A 15903-nucleotide genomic window follows, 5' to 3' on the forward strand; every position below is an offset into this window, starting at 1 on the left:
ATATCTGTATTACATCTTTTGACGATCACGGAACGCGCGTGCAATTTCACGTTTTGCTTCTTTCTCTTTTAAATCGTGACGCTTATCGTATTGTTTCTTACCTTTTGCTAAACCAAGTGCCATTTTTGCAAATCCATTTTTTAAATAGATTCTAACTGGAACTAATGCATAACCTGTTTCTTTTGAAGCACCTGTTAACTTCTCAATTTCTTTTTTATGAAGAAGTAACTTTCTCGTACGAAGCGGATCATGGTTGAAACGATTCCCTTGTTCGTACGTGCTAATATGCATATTATGAACCCATACTTCACCATTATGTACACGAGCAAATGCATCTTTCAAGTTCACGCGTCCAGCGCGAATCGACTTAATTTCCGTTCCTTGAAGGACAAGCCCTGCTTCGTATGTTTCTTCGATGAAATAATCATGAAAAGCTTTTTTATTTTGTGCAATAACCTTACCTGTACCCTTTGGCATATAACGTCCCTCCTCTATTTTTACTATTGTAACAAATGTTACTAAAAAGCGAAAGTGGCTCGCTCAGAATGTGAGGTGGATGGAGCTTCTGACCTTGAGGCGCTCTTTGCCTCTTGGGAAGAAGCGAAGCCGCCGAACATTCTAGCCACTGTAGCTGGATTCCATTAAAAAGCGAAAGTGGCTCGCTCTCAAGCCACCAATAAAGTGAAACTTTAATCAGTGGGGGTTTTCTTCATCCCCACTGATTATCAGCCCTCACCAATCGGACTTTTATGGGCAGTTGATCCCCCACCTAAATTCTTTGCTTTCGCTGAATTTTGAGGTGGGAGTCTTACTGCCCGTTAATGCGGGATAAAAAAGAAAAAGCCTCGCTTTTCATCAAAGCGAAGCCATCCTTTTCTTACTTACGCTTTTTCTTTTTCTTCTTGAATCCTGGTACGTTTTCGAAGAATGCTTTTTTCTTCTTGCCGTTACCATCTTTTTTCCCTGGCTGGCTAGCTGATGCTGACGCGGAAGCAGACGCTGATCCTCTTCCTTTGCCTGTGCCTTTACCTTTGCCACCACGGTCAAATTTTCTACCTGTGCCACGTTCTCCGCCGCGCTCATTACTACGCTCGCTACGTCCACCGCGTTTCTTTCTGCCTGTTCTTGGCTGTTCGATAACGACTGGACGATCTTTGAACTTACGACGAGGCGTACCTTTCATGCCAACGATTTCAAAGTCGATTGCACGCTCGTCTTTGTTTACGTTAATAACGCGAATGGTAATTTCGTCACCGATGCGGAATACGTTACCTGTACGTTCTCCAATCATTGCGAAATGCTGCTCGTCATAACGGTAGTAATCATCCGTTAAGTAGCTAACGTGTACAAGACCTTCAATTGTATTTGGAAGCTCTACGAATAAACCGAAGTTTGTTACAGAGCTAATCATACCGTCATACTCTTCGCCGATCTTATCAACCATATACTCTGCCTTTTTCATTTCGTCTGTTTCACGTTCTGCTTCAACAGCACGGCGTTCCATATTAGAAGAATGATCTGCAATCTCAGGTAATTTTTCACGCCATTTTGCTTGTGTTTCATTGTCGACTTTACCTTTAATGATGTATTCACGAATTAATCTATGAACAATCGTATCTGGGTAACGACGAATTGGCGATGTGAAATGCGTGTAGAACTCAGTTGATAAACCGAAATGTCCTAAGCTATCCGCATCGTAACGTGCTTGCTTCATGGAACGAAGCATAACTGTTGAAATGACTACCTCTTCAGGCTGTCCTTGCACCATTTCAAGAATTTGTTGCAGCGCACGAGGATGTACTTCATTTGCGCGTCCTTTTACTGCATATCCGAAGTTCGTTACAAACTCGAAGAAACGCTCTAACTTATCTTCTTTCGGATCTTCATGGACACGGTACATGAATGGTACGTTCATCCAGTGGAAATGTTCTGCTACTGTTTCGTTCGCAACAAGCATAAATTCTTCAATTAACTTCTCTGATACAGAACGATCACGCATAACAACGTCTGTCGGTTTTCCTTCTTCATCTACTAATACTTTCGCTTCTTTAAAATCAAAGTCGATTGCACCGCGGCGCATACGTTTTCCACGTAGGATTTGTGCCAATTGCCCCATCTCTTTAAACATCGGTACAAGCGACTCATAGCGCTTAATTAATTCTTCGTCCTCATCTTCTAAAATGCTTCTTACGTCAGCATACGTCATACGCTCTGTCGTTTTAATTACACTTTGGAAAATCTCGTGTTTTACAACGTCACCTAAGTTGTTGATTTCCATTTCACAAGATAATGTCAGACGATCTACTTTCGGATTTAATGAACAAATACCGTTAGATAGACGGTGCGGAATCATCGGAATTACACGGTCAACAAGATATACACTCGTCGCTCTCTCCGCTGCTTCTACATCAATTGGAGAACCTTCTTGCACGTAATGACTTACATCCGCAATATGAACGCCAAGCTTATAGTTACCGTTCTCAAGCTTCGTTACTGTAACAGCGTCATCTAAATCTTTCGCGTCTGCACCGTCAATTGTTACGATCATTTGGTCACGCAGGTCACGGCGATCTTTTAAATCTTCTTCTGAAATCGTTTCTGGTACACTGTTTGCATGCTCCATCACTTCTTCAGGGAACGCTAAAGGTAAATGATGTTTATGAATAACAGATAAAATATCTACTCCTGGATCATTTTTATGACCTAGAATTTGAATAACTTCACCTTCTGCACTTAAACGATTCTCTGGATAACTCGTAATTTTCACAACTACTTTATGACCTTCTACAGCACCCATTGATGCGCTTTTCAAGATAAAGATATCACTCGTCCAACGCTTATTGTCAGGTATAACAAATCCAAAGTTTTTCGATTCTGTATATGTACCAACTAGTTCTTTCGTGCCACGTTCTAAAATGCGTATAATTGAACCTTCTTGACGCGAACCGCTCGATTGAGAACTAAGGCGTGCTAATACTGTATCGCCATGAAGTGCACCGTTTAATTCTGTAGGCGGGATGAAAAGATCATCGTCTCCCGTTTTCTTCTCGTCTGGTACAACGAATGCAAAGCCACGTGCATGTCCAATTAACTTACCACGTACTAAATTCATTTTTTCAGGAAGACCGTAACGATTGCTACGCGTACGAATAACAAGTCCCTTCTCTTCCATCATTACAAGTGCCTTTACAAAATCTTTAAAGCCTTCAGAACCTTCAATTCCAAATGCCTCTTCTAACTCTTGTATCGTTAACGGTTTATACGCTTCTTCTCTCATAAATAATAACAACTTATCAATATGTTCTTGTGTGATTTCTTCCAAGCAAAAATACCTCCTTTAAAACCTTATATTATTTAGTGTATCCGAAAGATAGGGGATGTATAAAGCGAAACTTTAATACTCCCCTTATGATTTTTACAGTTTTCACAAAAAATTCCTTATGAAAAAAAGAGGCAACTAGATCTTACCAATCTAGTTGCTCCAAGAAGTTATATACATCCTCATGTAGCTCGTCACGCTGTTTATCAAGTGTAATGACATGCGTAGAGTCTTCATACCATTTAATGTCTTTTAACGTTGATTCTACACCGTTATAAATAATGTTAGCACTATCTGTATTAATCATTTCATCATGACGCGCTTGTACAACAAATGTTGGCGCATAAATCATGTCCACATTGTTACGTACGTCAGCAATTAATTGTTGTAATGCTTTTAATGTATCCATCGGTGTCTTTTGGAATTCCAACATTTCTTGTTCGATTTGCTCTAGTGATTTTTGTTCACGCTTTTTATATTCGCGGGCGTACGCCAATATACCTTGGTACATTGTTTCTTCACTCTTAATATACATTGGTGCACACATTGGCACTACACCTAAAACTGGTACTGTATAACCTAATTTTAAAGAAAATACGCCGCCAAGTGACAATCCAACAACAGCAATTTTCTCAAAGCCTTTATCTTTTAAAAGCTGATACGCCTCCGTTACATCTTGCCACCAATCTTCAGGACCTGTATGAACAAGCTCTTCTGGTGGTACACCGTGCCCTTTATAAATTGGCGCATGACAAGTGTAGCCTTTCTTTTCTAAGAAACGCCCTAACATACGTACATCAGCTGAGTTTCCTGTGAATCCATGTAATAATAAAACAGCGCGGTCTCCACCTTCAAATGTAAATGGTTTCGGAGATGCTAATTTCATCATGTACTTCTCCTCTTTCTCTTCTGTAATCTAGTCGTATTCTTTCTATATCTAGTGTACCATATTTATATTTCTATAATCTAATTAGAAACATCTTTCAAATGGCAAAATAAAAAAAGAAGAACCATTAGTACAACTTACTAACGCTTCTTCTTTCAATTCTATAAATTTAAGTACGTAACAGCAATTGTTAATACGAAGAATAGAACAGCTAAAACAATCGTAATACGGTTTAATACTGCTTCAATTCCACGTGCTTTTTGCTTACCAAATAATTGCTCTGCACCGCCTGAAATTGCACCTGAAAGGCCTGAGCTATTACTAGACTGCATAAGTACCATAACAATCATTAAAATCGATACAATAATAAGTAAAACGGATAATAACGTATGCACTTGGCGTACCTCCTACAAAGATTCAGTTATTGTAACTGTAGCATAAATTCTATAGAAAAGCGAGAGCTATAGGGTTGCTCTCGCTTTTCTTCTATTACATGAACATCATTGCAAATAAAGGTCCCAGCAAACATGTCAAAATTGCTGTTAATGTCATTGTTACCGATCCAATAACACCTTCATGTTCATTATTTTTCATCGCTCTCATTACACCCATAATATGAGAAGCACACCCAAATCCGATACCTTTACCAACAGAGTTTGTAACACGGCTCCATTTTAATAAAAGCGGGCCGGTAATCGTTCCAGTAATACCTGCGATAACAACGAATGCTGCTGTTAATGACGGTACACCACCTACTTGCTCTGAAACACTCATTGCAACTGGCATTGTCACCGACTTTGGTAAAGAAGATAAAATTAAGCTTTTATCCGTTCCCATAAGTGACGCAATAGCAAAATCACTCGCAATAGCAACTGTTGTACCTACTAATACGCCACCAGCAATTGGTACAACATACTTTTGCAGAACGTGACGTTGTTTATAAAGAGGAATTGCAAATGCTACAACACCGGGTCCGAGCAGTTTTGCAATCCAGCCGCCACCACTTTCCATATAATGTTGATATGGTATATCAAGCATGATAAATAAGAAAGCCATTAATCCTGTTGCTACAAGCATTGGAATGGTGAATGGTGTTGGAAATATTTTATAGATTTTTTTAGATAATTGGTATAATAGCACCGTAAAAAGAACCCAACCGATTCCGATTAATATTTGGCTCATCTCGATTCTCTTTCCTTTCTATTCGCAAGATATTGTCCTGTATGTCCTGCGACAATAATAATTAAAAATGTACTCGCTACAATTGTAATGAAAAGAGAAATTCCTTTACTCATAAAAAAAGCACCGTAATTCATTAGGCCAAGCGTTGGCGGAATTAATAAAAACGGCATAATAGCAACGAGTGTTTCTGCTCCTAAATCGAACCATTTCACTGGAAGAACTTTTAGGCTAAGTAAAACAAGTAAGAGGAACATCCCAATCAAACTTCCTGGAATCGGAATATTTAACATTTCTTGCACCCAAGTTCCAACCATATAGAAAACATAAAGAGCAGCAATTTGGACAAGAATCTTTGTAAATTTCATGTTCATCATCCCTCATGTTTATACGATCTTCTGTTAATATCTTTATCATAGTATAAATTGTAAAAAGCTGCAATTTATCAACTTGACAGCAAAAGCAGCCTATGTTACACGCTTACAACCTTGATATGACTTAATTTCCGCGCGGAAATTAAGTCAAAAACATTGACCTAATGTAAAAAGTTTTTATTTTCTGAATTTATACGATTGTTATTTCAATAAAATAATCTTTTTATCCTTAAACTTACATATATATAAAGAAGATAGGTGGTGAACATATGCCCAAAAAAGTTCTTATTTTTTGTGATCCTGGGATTGATGATACGATGGCTCTCCTCTTAGCGTTCTTCATCGATGAAATAGAAATCATCGGCATTGTTGCTGATTACGGCAATGTTCCAAAGGAAATGGCCGTACAAAATGCTCATTTTTTTATGAACGAAACGAAGGATAGAAATATCAAGATATTTGGTGGATCAGAGCGTCCACTTACTGGTGCCCCACCTGCTTTTTTTACAGATGTACACGGGAAACAAGGGCTCGGACCAATTATTCCAAAGGGGAATGTAACTAACGGAGAAATGGAGAATTTTTTCGAAGTTATTCCTCTTATTGAACAGTATAAAGATGAATTAATCATTGTAAGTTTAGGAAGACTTACCTCCCTCGCAATCTTATTCATCCTATGTAAACAGCTAATGAAGCAAATTAAATCTTACTACGTAATGGGCGGTGCCTTTTTGCACCCTGGTAATGTTACACCTATTTCTGAAGCAAACTTTTATGGCGATTCTACTGCCGCTAATATAGTCCTTCAATCCTCACCTAACATGTACATCTATCCATTAAACGTCACCCAGTATTCCATCATTACACCAGAAATGGCTGAATATATTGAAGCAAAAGGAAAAGCCCCACTCGTCAAACTGTTATTTGATCATTATTACTACGGATATTATAAAGACGCCCTACCACATTTAAAGGGAAGCCCCTTTCATGACACAATGCCAATACTCGCTTTACTTGATAACTCTATGTTTACGTATCACAAATCACCTATCGTTGTCATGACAGAATCTTATGCACAAGGAGCAAGCATTGGAGAATTCCGCTTTTTAGAAGAATCTAAACCATTTATTGATCGGCCGATTCATCAAATCGCAATTGATTTTGATTATAACCGCTTCTTTAAACATTTCATGTCAATTATGACGGATGAGCAATTTTAACATAAAAAAACAGACCGTGATTTCTCACGGTCTGTCGTTATTTTCTACAATTATCGTTTGATGTTGTAGAAAGATTTGATACCATCGTAAACAGCGATTTCGCCTAGTTCATCTTCGATGCGTAATAATTGGTTGTACTTAGCAATACGGTCAGTACGGCTCATAGAACCAGTTTTGATTTGGCCAGCGTTAGTTGCAACTGCGATGTCAGCGATTGTAGCATCTTCAGTTTCACCAGAACGGTGAGATACAACTGCTGTGTAACCAGCACGTTTAGCCATTTCGATAGCTTCGAAAGTCTCAGTTAAAGTACCGATTTGGTTAACTTTAATTAAGATTGAGTTAGAGATACCTTTTTCGATACCTTCAGCAAGTTTTTGAGTGTTAGTTACGAATAAATCGTCACCAACTAATTGTACTTTATCACCGATACGCTCAGTTAATAATTTGTGACCATCCCAGTCGTTTTCGTCTAAACCATCTTCGATAGAGATGATTGGGAAGTCTTTGCAAAGCTCTTCATAGAAATCAACCATTTCTGCAGAAGTTAAGCCAGTACGGCCTTCGCCTGCAAGGTCATATTTACCAGTTTCTTTGTTGTAGAACTCAGAAGAAGCAACGTCCATTCCTAAGAATACGTTCTCGCCAGCTTTGTAACCAGCTTTTTCGATAGCTTCGATGATTACTTCTAATGCTTCACGGTTAGAACCAAGGTTTGGAGCGAATCCACCTTCGTCACCTACTGCAGTGTTAAGACCTTTGTCATGTAATACAGCTTTAAGTGCATGGAATACTTCAGCACCCATACGGATTGATTCTTTGAATGTTGGAGCACCAACTGGTAAGATCATGAACTCTTGGAAGTCTACGTTGTTATCAGCGTGAGAACCACCGTTGATGATGTTCATCATTGGAGTTGGTAATTGTTTTGCATTGAATCCACCAAGGTAACGGTATAATGGAAGACCTACGAAGTCAGCTGCTGCGTGAGCTACTGCCATAGATACACCAAGGATAGCGTTAGCACCTAGTTTACCTTTGTTTGGAGTGCCATCTAATTCGATCATAGCACGGTCGATACCAGCTTGGTCAGTTACGTCGAAACCAACGATTTCTGGAGCGATTGCTTCGTTAACATTGTTTACTGCGTTCATAACACCTTTACCAAGGTAACGAGATTTGTCACCGTCACGTAATTCTACTGCTTCGTGTTCACCAGTAGATGCACCACTTGGTACGATAGCGCGTCCGAAAGCGCCGCTTTCTGTGTAAACTTCTACTTCTACAGTTGGGTTACCACGAGAGTCAAGGACTTCGCGAGCATAAACATCAATAATTGTTGACATAATAAATTCTCTCCTTTTTATATAAGCAAATTATTTAATAATTGTTTTACCTGTCATTTCTTTCGGTTGCTCAACACCAAGAAGTGTAAGCATTGTTGGAGCGATATCACCTAAGATACCATCTTCACGTAATTCTACGTCGTTCTTAGTAACAATGAAAGGAACCGGGTTAGTTGTATGAGCTGTCATTGGCTCTCCGTCAGAAGTTAATTCTTCATCCGCATTACCATGGTCAGCAGTAATAAGTGCTACACCATCTTTTGCAAGAATCGCTTCTACAACTTTTCCTAAACATTCGTCAGTTGCTTCTACTGCTTTAATTGTTGGTTCCATCATCCCAGAATGGCCAACCATATCACAGTTCGCAAAGTTAAGAATGATAACATCATGTTTATCATTTTCAATTTCATTTACTAAAGCGTCCGTTACTTCGTAAATGCTCATTTCAGGTTTCAAGTCATACGTTGCAACCTTCGGTGAGTTAATTAAGATACGCTCTTCTCCTGGGAATTCAGCCTCACGACCACCGCTAAAGAAGAATGTAACGTGCGGATACTTTTCAGTTTCCGCGATGCGAAGTTGCTTTAATCCCGCTTGCGCAACAACTTCACCTAATGTGTTATCAAGGTTCATTGGCTTAAATGCCACGTAACCATCTACAGTTTCACTGAAATGTGTCATACAAACGAATTCAGGAATGTGAGGTACTTTTTCACCACGATCGAACTCACGGAAGTCTTCGTTTGTAAATACACGAGCAATTTGAATTGCACGGTCTGGACGGAAGTTATAGAAGATAACTGCATCATCATCATTGATTGTTGCAACTGGCGTGTCATCTTCGTTAACAATTACAGACGGCAATACGAATTCATCGTAGATACCATTTGCATAAGAGTCTTCTACACACTCTTCTGCTGATTTATAAGTAGGGCCTTCACCATTCACCATAGCACGGTAACATTTTTCTACGCGATCCCAACGCTTGTCACGGTCCATGGAGTAATAACGACCAGAGATAGTCGCGAATTGTCCTACTCCTGTTTCTTTAATTACTTCATTTGTTGCATCGATATAGCTTTGTGCTGTTTTTGGTCCAACATCGCGGCCATCTAAGAATGCATGAATGTATACTTTCTCAACGCCTTCTTTAGCTGCTAAGCGAAGAAGAGCAAACATGTGGTTCATGTGACTGTGCACACCACCGTCAGAAAGTAAACCAAATAAATGAAGTGCAGTACCTTTTTCTTTTACGCTTTTAATTGCACTTTGGAACGTTTCGTTCTTATCGAACTCACCTTCACGAATTGCAACGTTAACGCGTGTTAAGCTTTGATATACAATGCGGCCAGCACCGATATTTAAGTGACCAACCTCAGAGTTACCCATTTGACCTTCTGGAAGACCTACTGCCTCACCACAAGCTGTAAGCGTTGTGTGAGGGAATTTGTTCCAGTAACCATCAAAATTAGGTTTCTTAGCTTGTGCTACAGCATTCCCGTAAGTTTCTTCACGAAGTCCGAAACCGTCAAGAATGATTAAAGCTGTTGGCTTTCTCATTTTACCGCCCCCAGAAGACCTAAGAACGAAGCAGGCTCTAAGCTAGCACCGCCAACTAAAGCGCCGTCGATGTCAGATTGTGCCATGTACTCTTTAATGTTTTCTGGTTTTACGCTACCGCCGTATTGAATACGAACAGCTTCTGCAGCTGCTGGAGAAACAGCTTCTGCAACAACTTTACGGATGTGCGCACATACTTCGTTTGCATCTGCAGAAGAAGAAGATTTACCTGTACCGATAGCCCAGATTGGCTCATAAGCGATAACAGTTGCTTTAACTTGCTCTTCTGTTAAACCTGCAAGTGCTTTTGTCACTTGACCTGCTACTAGATCAAATGTTTTTCCGCTTTCGCGCTCTTCTAAAGTCTCACCACAACATACGATTGGTGTTAAACCATGTTCAAATGCTGCGATAGTCTTTTTGTTTACTGACTCATCTGTTTCAGCAAACATTTCACGACGCTCAGAGTGGCCAAGTACTACGTAGCCTACTTTTAAGTCGCTAAGTGCTACTGGGCTAATTTCGCCAGTGAATGCACCATTTTTTTCGAAGTGCATGTTTTGTGCACCTACTTGTAAATCTGTTCCTTCAGTCGCTGCTACAAGGCGCTCTAAGAATAGAGCTGGAGAGCAAACTACTGCATCAACAGCTGAAGCTGCTGGGATTTGACCTTTAACTTCCTCTACGAAGCTAACTGCTTCAGATAGAGTTTTATTCATTTTCCAGTTACCTGCGATAATTGGTTTACGCATGCTTTGCACCGTCCTTTTTCTTTGGCTGCTACTTATTTGTCGTTAAGACAAACTACACCTGGAAGCTCTTTGCCTTCCATGAATTCTAATGACGCACCGCCGCCAGTAGAAATGTGGCTCATTTTATCAGCCATACCGAATTTTTCAACAGCTGCTGCAGAGTCACCACCGCCGATAACAGAGTATGTACCTTCTGCATCTGCTAATGCTTGTCCTACTGCTTTTGTACCTTGTGAGAATGGAGTCATTTCGAATACACCCATTGGTCCATTCCATACAACAAGCTTAGAATTTTTAATTACATCTGCATAAATTTCACGTGTTTTAGGACCGATGTCCACGCCTTCCCAGTTAGAAGGGATAGAATCGATATTAACGATTTGAGTTGTTGCAGTTTCAGAGAATTCCTCAGTGATTACAACATCAACTGGCATGTAGAAGTTTACGCCTTTTTCTTTTGCAAGTTGCATAAATTCTTTAGCTAGTTCAATCTTGTCGTCTTCACATAGAGATAGACCAATTTCATGACCTAAAGCTTTAACGAATGTGTAAGCAAGTCCGCCACCGATGATTAAGTTATCTACTTTGTCTAGTAGATGACGAATTACACCGATTTTATCTTTTACTTTCGCACCACCAATAATAGCTGTGAATGGGCGTTCTGGGTTAGAAAGTGCTTTTCCAAGTACCTCTAACTCTTTTTCCATTAATAAGCCAGATACTGCTGGTAGGTAGTCTGCGATACCTGCTGTAGAAGCGTGAGCACGGTGAGCTGCACCGAATGCATCGTTTACGAAGATATCAGCAAGAGCTGCAAATTCTTTCGCAAGTTCTGCATCGTTCTTTTCTTCGCCCGCATAGAAACGTACGTTTTCAAGAACTAATACGTCGCCTTCGTTCATTGCTGCAACCATTTCTTGTGCAACTGGTCCGAATGCTTCGTCTGCTTTTTTAACGTCTTTACCAAGAAGCTCGCCTAAACGTGCTGCCACTGGAGTTAAACGCATTTCTTCTACTACTTGACCTTTTGGACGGCCTAAGTGACTTGCTAAAATAACTTTCGCACCTTGCTCTACTAAATATTGAATTGTAGGAAGAGCTGCACGGATACGAGTTTCATCAGTAATTTTGCCTTCTTTCATAGGTACGTTGAAGTCAACGCGGCAAAATACACGCTTACCTTTTAAATCTACGTCACGAATTGATTTTTTGTTCATTGGATTTCCCTCCGACTACTAGTTAGGATTGACAAAACCCACTCAAAAGCTTAACACATTTGCTTTTAAAACGAAAGAAGAGAGAGAGGGAACAAACCCTCTCCCTCGTTTTGTCATTGATAGCTTATATAATTAAGAATTAAAGACCTTTAGAAGTCATGTAAGCTGCTAAGTCTACTACACGGTTAGAGTAACCAGTTTCGTTATCGTACCAAGAAAGTACTTTAACCATGTTACCTTCCATTACCATTGTAGATAATGCATCGATTGTAGAAGAAGCTGTACATCCGTTATAGTCGATAGATACTAATGGCTCTTCGCTGTATCCAAGGATACCTTTTAATTCGCCTTCAGCTGCTGCTTTGAATGCTGCATTTACTTCTTCAACTGTTACTTCTTTGTCAAGTTCAACAACTAGGTCAACTAGAGAAACGTTAGCAGTTGGAACACGTACAGCGCCACCGTTTAATTTACCTTTAAGTTCTGGTAATACTAATGCTACAGCTTTAGCTGCACCAGTAGATGTTGGGATCATGTTTTCAGCTGCTGCACGAGCACGACGTAAATCTTTGTGTGGTAAGTCTAAGATTTGTTGGTCGTTAGTGTAAGAGTGAATTGTTGTCATCATTCCGCGTTTTACGCCGAATTTTTCGTTTAATACTTTAGCGAATGGAGCTAGACAGTTTGTAGTACAAGAAGCGTTAGATACTACGTTGTGGTTAGCTGCATCGTATTGTTCGTGGTTAACACCCATAACTACAGTGATATCTTCGTCAGAAGCTGGAGCTGAGATGATAACTTTCTTAACTGATCCACCTAAGTGTTTTTCAGCGTCTGATTTTTTAGTGAAACGGCCAGTAGATTCTACTACTACTTCTACTCCGTAGTCGCTCCATGGTAATTGAGCTGGGTCACGCTCAGCGATAACTTTAATTTCTTTACCGTTAACAACGATGCTGTTTTCGTTAGCAGATACTTCTGCATTTAAAGTTCCGTGAACTGTGTCATATTTTAAAAGGTGAGCTAATGTTTTAGCATCTGTTAAGTCGTTGATTGCTACTACTTCTACCTCAGAGTTGTTAAGAGCTGCGCGGAATACGTTACGTCCGATACGTCCAAATCCATTAATACCAATTTTAGTCATTTGAATTTCCTCCTTGGGGGATTATATTAAAGGGTAATACCCTTTGTTAACTGTTTTGCTGCACCTTCATCTGTAATTAGAATTGAAGTGTGCCCTTGTTTAATTACAGCCTGTATTGCCTTTGCCTTTGAAGAACCTCCAGCGACTGCAACAACGTGAGATACATTTTGTAAATCCTCAAGTTGCATACCAACTGTTCTTACTTTATGAACAACATGTCCTTGTTCATTAAAGTAGTAACCGAAAGCCTCGCCAACTGCTTCGCTTGCTTGAATCTTTAACCAATCTGCTTCTGAAGTATTTCTGCGACGTGCCATTGTTAACGCATCACCTATTCCATGAATGACGATATTGGAAGATCGAATCAACTCAAGAACTTCTTTCACGGAAGGCTCTGTCACAATAGACGCATATGCTTCGCTACTAACATGGTCTGGAACATACAATAAGCGATAATTACTCATCGTATTTTGCGCCATTTTGGCACAAATGGTGTTGGCTTCTAATTCGACGCCTTCTCCAATCCCACCACGTGCTGGGACAAATAGCATATGTAAATCTTTGCAATCAAGCTGCATCATGTCCGCAGCAGCAGCTAGCGTAGTTCCTCCAGCCACAGCAACGATATTATTCGCTGTCAGACGGTCTTTTATACAAGTCACACAAGCACGGCCCATCTCCAGTTTGACCCACGGCGATTCATCACTATCACCAGGGACAACGAAAACTTCATCCAAGTCTAATGTTTCCTTAAGTTGCTTTTCTAAAACCTTTAACCCGGAAATTTCTTTCATAAAGTCTTCCAAAGCAAGAACTAAAGCTGTTCCTTCTTCTGTCAAAGTCATTCCAGAAGAAGCGACGTGAACTAAGTTTTGTTCTTTTAAAACTTGAACTTCACTTCGCAATACTCGTTCTGTCATACCGAGACTTGCTGATAAGTTTCTTCTTCCAATCGGCTGCATGAGCCTAATGTATTGAAGAATCTGCATTCTCGTTTGCATAACAGGTAGCAGATCAGGTAATAATTTTTTTGTATTCTGAATCCATGAGCGCATATCTTTTCTCCTCACTACATTGGTTCATTTTTCCTCGTGGTCACTTTACGTCCCGTAGTGACATTTTGTGTCCCACATAGGTTAAAAAAATAATCCCTGCTACGTGTATTATTGTAACAGGAGATAGAAACTTATTCAACTCTTAACTGCATTCTTTATATAGTTTATTATGACACCTTTGTGAATGTTACCATATTCTACTTGTTTTCCGTCTATTTCTACAACCGGAATCATTAAGTGGTATTTTTCTAAAAGGTCATTATCTTCATATATATCTATTTCCTCGATTTGAAAAGAATATTCACATTGTACTTCCTGTAAAACTTGTTTCGCCTTCACGCAAAGGCCACAATCTTTTTTTGTATACAGTACAACTTTCATCTTCTTCACCTATCCGATCGTTTTTCGTAATGACGACGCTGGAATATGCATTTGTTCTCTATACTTTGCTACTGTTCTTCGAGAAATAATGATTTCATGCTCTTCTTCTAACAATTTTGAAATCTTTTGATCTGAAAGTGGCTTTTTCTTATTCTCCGCCTCAACAAGCATTTGAATAAATTGTTTTACACGTTTTGTAGAAACTGCTTCATCTTCAGTAGTTGAAACGGCATTACTAAAGAACGATTTCATCTCAAATAAACCGTGTGGTGTTTGCACATATTTATTTCGCGTTGCACGGCTAATTGTAGATTCATGCACACTTAACTCTTCTGCTACTTCTTTTAAAGCGAGTGGCTTTAAATACTCCGGACCTTTCCAGAAGAAATCACGTTGTTTTTCCATAATAATGGTCATCACTTGCAGAAGTGTTTGTTTTCTCTGTTTCAAACTACGCATAATCCACTGCACATGCTGATACTTTTCTGATACGTAAGATGCTACTTCACTTTCACTATTATTAAGTAGCGCACTATATTCAGAATGAATTTCGATTCTTGGCATATTTCTCTCATTCATTTGTAGAACGAGACGATCGCCATCTTTTTTCACAGCCATATCAGGCACAATATAAAGTGGTTTATCTGAAGAAAACGCAAGACCTGGTTTTGGTTGCAATGCCGTAATACAGTTCACCGCTGCTTGCAATTCCTCATTACTACATTTCAACACTTGAACGAGCTTTCGCCAATCTTTCTTCACAAAATAAGCGAAGTGATCCTCTATAACCTCTTCTGCTAATCCATTCCGTCTTTGTAAGCGCTTCAATTGTAAGGTTAGACATTCCTGAATATTACGCGCCCCTACCCCTGCTGGCTCGAGTGATTGTACAAGCTCTACAGAGCGGTCGACTACATGAAGTGGTGCGGAAAGAAGATTTGCTAACTCTTCATTCGTTTCTTGTAAATATCCATTTCCATCCATGTTCATAATAATGAAAGAAGCTACTTTTCGCTCTTCTTCCTCTATTTTATAATACTGTATTTGATTTAATAAATGTTGCTGAATTGTTGTGGAATCCACACTGTAGATTTCCATCTGATTCTCGACTTGTTTGCTGGTACTTTTACTGTTGTTAGAGCTCTTTTTCTTCTCCCTCTCAAAACCACCTAACTCAATAAGGGGATTCTCTAACGATTGCTCATACAAAAACTCCGATAATTCTTGTACATTATACTGGAGCATTGTAATCGCTTGCCTTAACTCTTGTGTCATTGCCAAACGTAAGCTTTGTTCTTGTAAAAGACTTGCCTTCAAACTAATCTCCCCCTTGTTTCTATTGTACAATAAGTTTGGTAAAAGGAGAATCCTCACGCAGACACCCATTCCAAAATATTATTAATTTATATGTATTAATGAGATTTACAACTTACAACCGAAATTTGAATAATATTGAAAGAAAATAATAAG

At 39.4% G+C, this 15903-nt stretch carries 15 protein-coding genes; 1 reads left to right on the top strand and 14 read right to left on the bottom strand.

What is annotated here, in order from left to right:
• Nucleotides 1–9 precede the first annotated feature (9 nt).
• The 6 genes from smpB to AAG068_RS25605 form a co-directional block, all read right to left on the bottom strand.
• Entirely contained in the window at nt 10–477 is a 468-nt protein-coding gene (smpB, locus tag AAG068_RS25580) for an SsrA-binding protein (protein WP_048528182.1), read from the bottom strand.
• Between the two features lie 400 nt (nt 478–877).
• Nucleotides 878–3322: a ribonuclease R gene (rnr, locus tag AAG068_RS25585; protein WP_342716292.1), complete on the bottom strand. Its 2445-nt coding sequence runs from the start codon at nt 3320–3322 to the stop codon at nt 878–880.
• Nucleotides 3323–3464: 142 nt separating this feature from the next.
• On the bottom strand, nt 3465–4205 hold the full coding sequence (gene estA, locus AAG068_RS25590; RefSeq protein ID WP_342716293.1) for a carboxylesterase: 741 nt from the start codon (nt 4203–4205) through the stop codon (nt 3465–3467).
• Between the two features lie 161 nt (nt 4206–4366).
• Complete coding sequence (gene secG, locus AAG068_RS25595; RefSeq protein ID WP_000557263.1) at nt 4367–4600, bottom strand: preprotein translocase subunit SecG; 234 nt, start codon at nt 4598–4600, stop codon at nt 4367–4369.
• A 94-nt stretch (nt 4601–4694) separates the two neighbouring features.
• Nucleotides 4695–5387: an LrgB family protein gene (locus tag AAG068_RS25600; RefSeq protein ID WP_342716294.1), complete on the bottom strand. Its 693-nt coding sequence runs from the start codon at nt 5385–5387 to the stop codon at nt 4695–4697.
• Entirely contained in the window at nt 5384–5752 is a 369-nt protein-coding gene (locus AAG068_RS25605) for a CidA/LrgA family holin-like protein (RefSeq protein ID WP_000673220.1), read from the bottom strand. Before AAG068_RS25605 ends, AAG068_RS25600 begins: the two co-directional genes overlap by 4 nt.
• 275 nt (nt 5753–6027) lie before the next feature.
• Here AAG068_RS25605 and AAG068_RS25610 point away from each other — a divergent pair, with 275 nt between their 5' ends.
• The gene (locus AAG068_RS25610; protein ID WP_342716295.1) at nt 6028–6978 is read left to right on the top strand and encodes a nucleoside hydrolase; all 951 of its coding nucleotides are present in this window, start codon (nt 6028–6030) and stop codon (nt 6976–6978) included.
• A gap of 50 nt (nt 6979–7028) precedes the next feature.
• On the opposite strand, the gene eno is transcribed toward AAG068_RS25610, so the two are convergent.
• The 8 genes from eno to rpoN form a co-directional block, all read right to left on the bottom strand.
• Nucleotides 7029–8324, bottom strand: coding sequence for a phosphopyruvate hydratase (eno, locus tag AAG068_RS25615; RefSeq protein ID WP_000103949.1), 1296 nt, complete (start codon nt 8322–8324; stop codon nt 7029–7031).
• A 30-nt stretch (nt 8325–8354) separates the two neighbouring features.
• Nucleotides 8355–9884 carry a 2,3-bisphosphoglycerate-independent phosphoglycerate mutase gene (gene gpmI / locus AAG068_RS25620; RefSeq protein WP_342716298.1) on the bottom strand — a complete coding sequence of 510 codons (1530 nt, stop codon included), beginning with the start codon at nt 9882–9884 and terminating at the stop codon, nt 8355–8357.
• Nucleotides 9881–10636 (bottom strand): triose-phosphate isomerase, encoded by a 756-nt coding sequence (gene tpiA / locus AAG068_RS25625; protein WP_001231037.1) that lies wholly within the window; start codon nt 10634–10636, stop codon nt 9881–9883. Before tpiA ends, gpmI begins: the two co-directional genes overlap by 4 nt.
• Nucleotides 10637–10668: 32 nt before the next feature.
• Nucleotides 10669–11853 carry a phosphoglycerate kinase gene (locus tag AAG068_RS25630; protein WP_078417346.1) on the bottom strand — a complete coding sequence of 395 codons (1185 nt, stop codon included), beginning with the start codon at nt 11851–11853 and terminating at the stop codon, nt 10669–10671.
• Nucleotides 11854–11992: 139 nt separating this feature from the next.
• On the bottom strand, nt 11993–12997 hold the full coding sequence (gene gap, locus AAG068_RS25635) for a type I glyceraldehyde-3-phosphate dehydrogenase (RefSeq protein WP_000161236.1): 1005 nt from the start codon (nt 12995–12997) through the stop codon (nt 11993–11995).
• Nucleotides 12998–13023: 26 nt separating this feature from the next.
• Nucleotides 13024–14052 carry a gapA transcriptional regulator CggR gene (gene cggR / locus AAG068_RS25640; RefSeq protein WP_342716302.1) on the bottom strand — a complete coding sequence of 343 codons (1029 nt, stop codon included), beginning with the start codon at nt 14050–14052 and terminating at the stop codon, nt 13024–13026.
• Nucleotides 14053–14187: 135 nt separating this feature from the next.
• The gene (locus AAG068_RS25645) at nt 14188–14433 is read right to left on the bottom strand and encodes a glutaredoxin family protein (RefSeq protein WP_000869729.1); all 246 of its coding nucleotides are present in this window, start codon (nt 14431–14433) and stop codon (nt 14188–14190) included.
• A 9-nt stretch (nt 14434–14442) separates the two neighbouring features.
• Complete coding sequence (rpoN, locus tag AAG068_RS25650; protein ID WP_342716303.1) at nt 14443–15750, bottom strand: RNA polymerase factor sigma-54; 1308 nt, start codon at nt 15748–15750, stop codon at nt 14443–14445.
• Nucleotides 15751–15903: the final 153 nt, after the last annotated feature.

It is taken from the genome of Bacillus paramycoides (assembly GCF_038971285.1).
Classification (GTDB): domain Bacteria; phylum Bacillota; class Bacilli; order Bacillales; family Bacillaceae_G; genus Bacillus_A.

Bases quoted from the DNA above. Each gene is read 5' to 3' on its own strand.
- smpB (WP_048528182.1), bottom strand. From the start codon at position 477: ATGCCAAAGGGTACAGGTAAGGTTATTGCACAAAATAAAAAAGCTTTT.
- estA (WP_342716293.1), bottom strand. From the start codon at position 4,205: ATGAAATTAGCATCTCCGAAACCATTTACATTTGAAGGTGGAGACCGC.
- AAG068_RS25600 (WP_342716294.1), bottom strand. From the start codon at position 5,387: ATGAGCCAAATATTAATCGGAATCGGTTGGGTTCTTTTTACGGTGCTA.
- AAG068_RS25605 (WP_000673220.1), bottom strand. From the start codon at position 5,752: ATGAAATTTACAAAGATTCTTGTCCAAATTGCTGCTCTTTATGTTTTC.
- AAG068_RS25610 (WP_342716295.1), top strand. From the start codon at position 6,028: ATGCCCAAAAAAGTTCTTATTTTTTGTGATCCTGGGATTGATGATACG.
- eno (WP_000103949.1), bottom strand. From the start codon at position 8,324: ATGTCAACAATTATTGATGTTTATGCTCGCGAAGTCCTTGACTCTCGT.
- gpmI (WP_342716298.1), bottom strand. From the start codon at position 9,884: ATGAGAAAGCCAACAGCTTTAATCATTCTTGACGGTTTCGGACTTCGT.
- tpiA (WP_001231037.1), bottom strand. From the start codon at position 10,636: ATGCGTAAACCAATTATCGCAGGTAACTGGAAAATGAATAAAACTCTA.
- AAG068_RS25630 (WP_078417346.1), bottom strand. From the start codon at position 11,853: ATGAACAAAAAATCAATTCGTGACGTAGATTTAAAAGGTAAGCGTGTA.
- gap (WP_000161236.1), bottom strand. From the start codon at position 12,997: ATGACTAAAATTGGTATTAATGGATTTGGACGTATCGGACGTAACGTA.
- cggR (WP_342716302.1), bottom strand. From the start codon at position 14,052: ATGCGCTCATGGATTCAGAATACAAAAAAATTATTACCTGATCTGCTA.
- AAG068_RS25645 (WP_000869729.1), bottom strand. From the start codon at position 14,433: ATGAAAGTTGTACTGTATACAAAAAAAGATTGTGGCCTTTGCGTGAAG.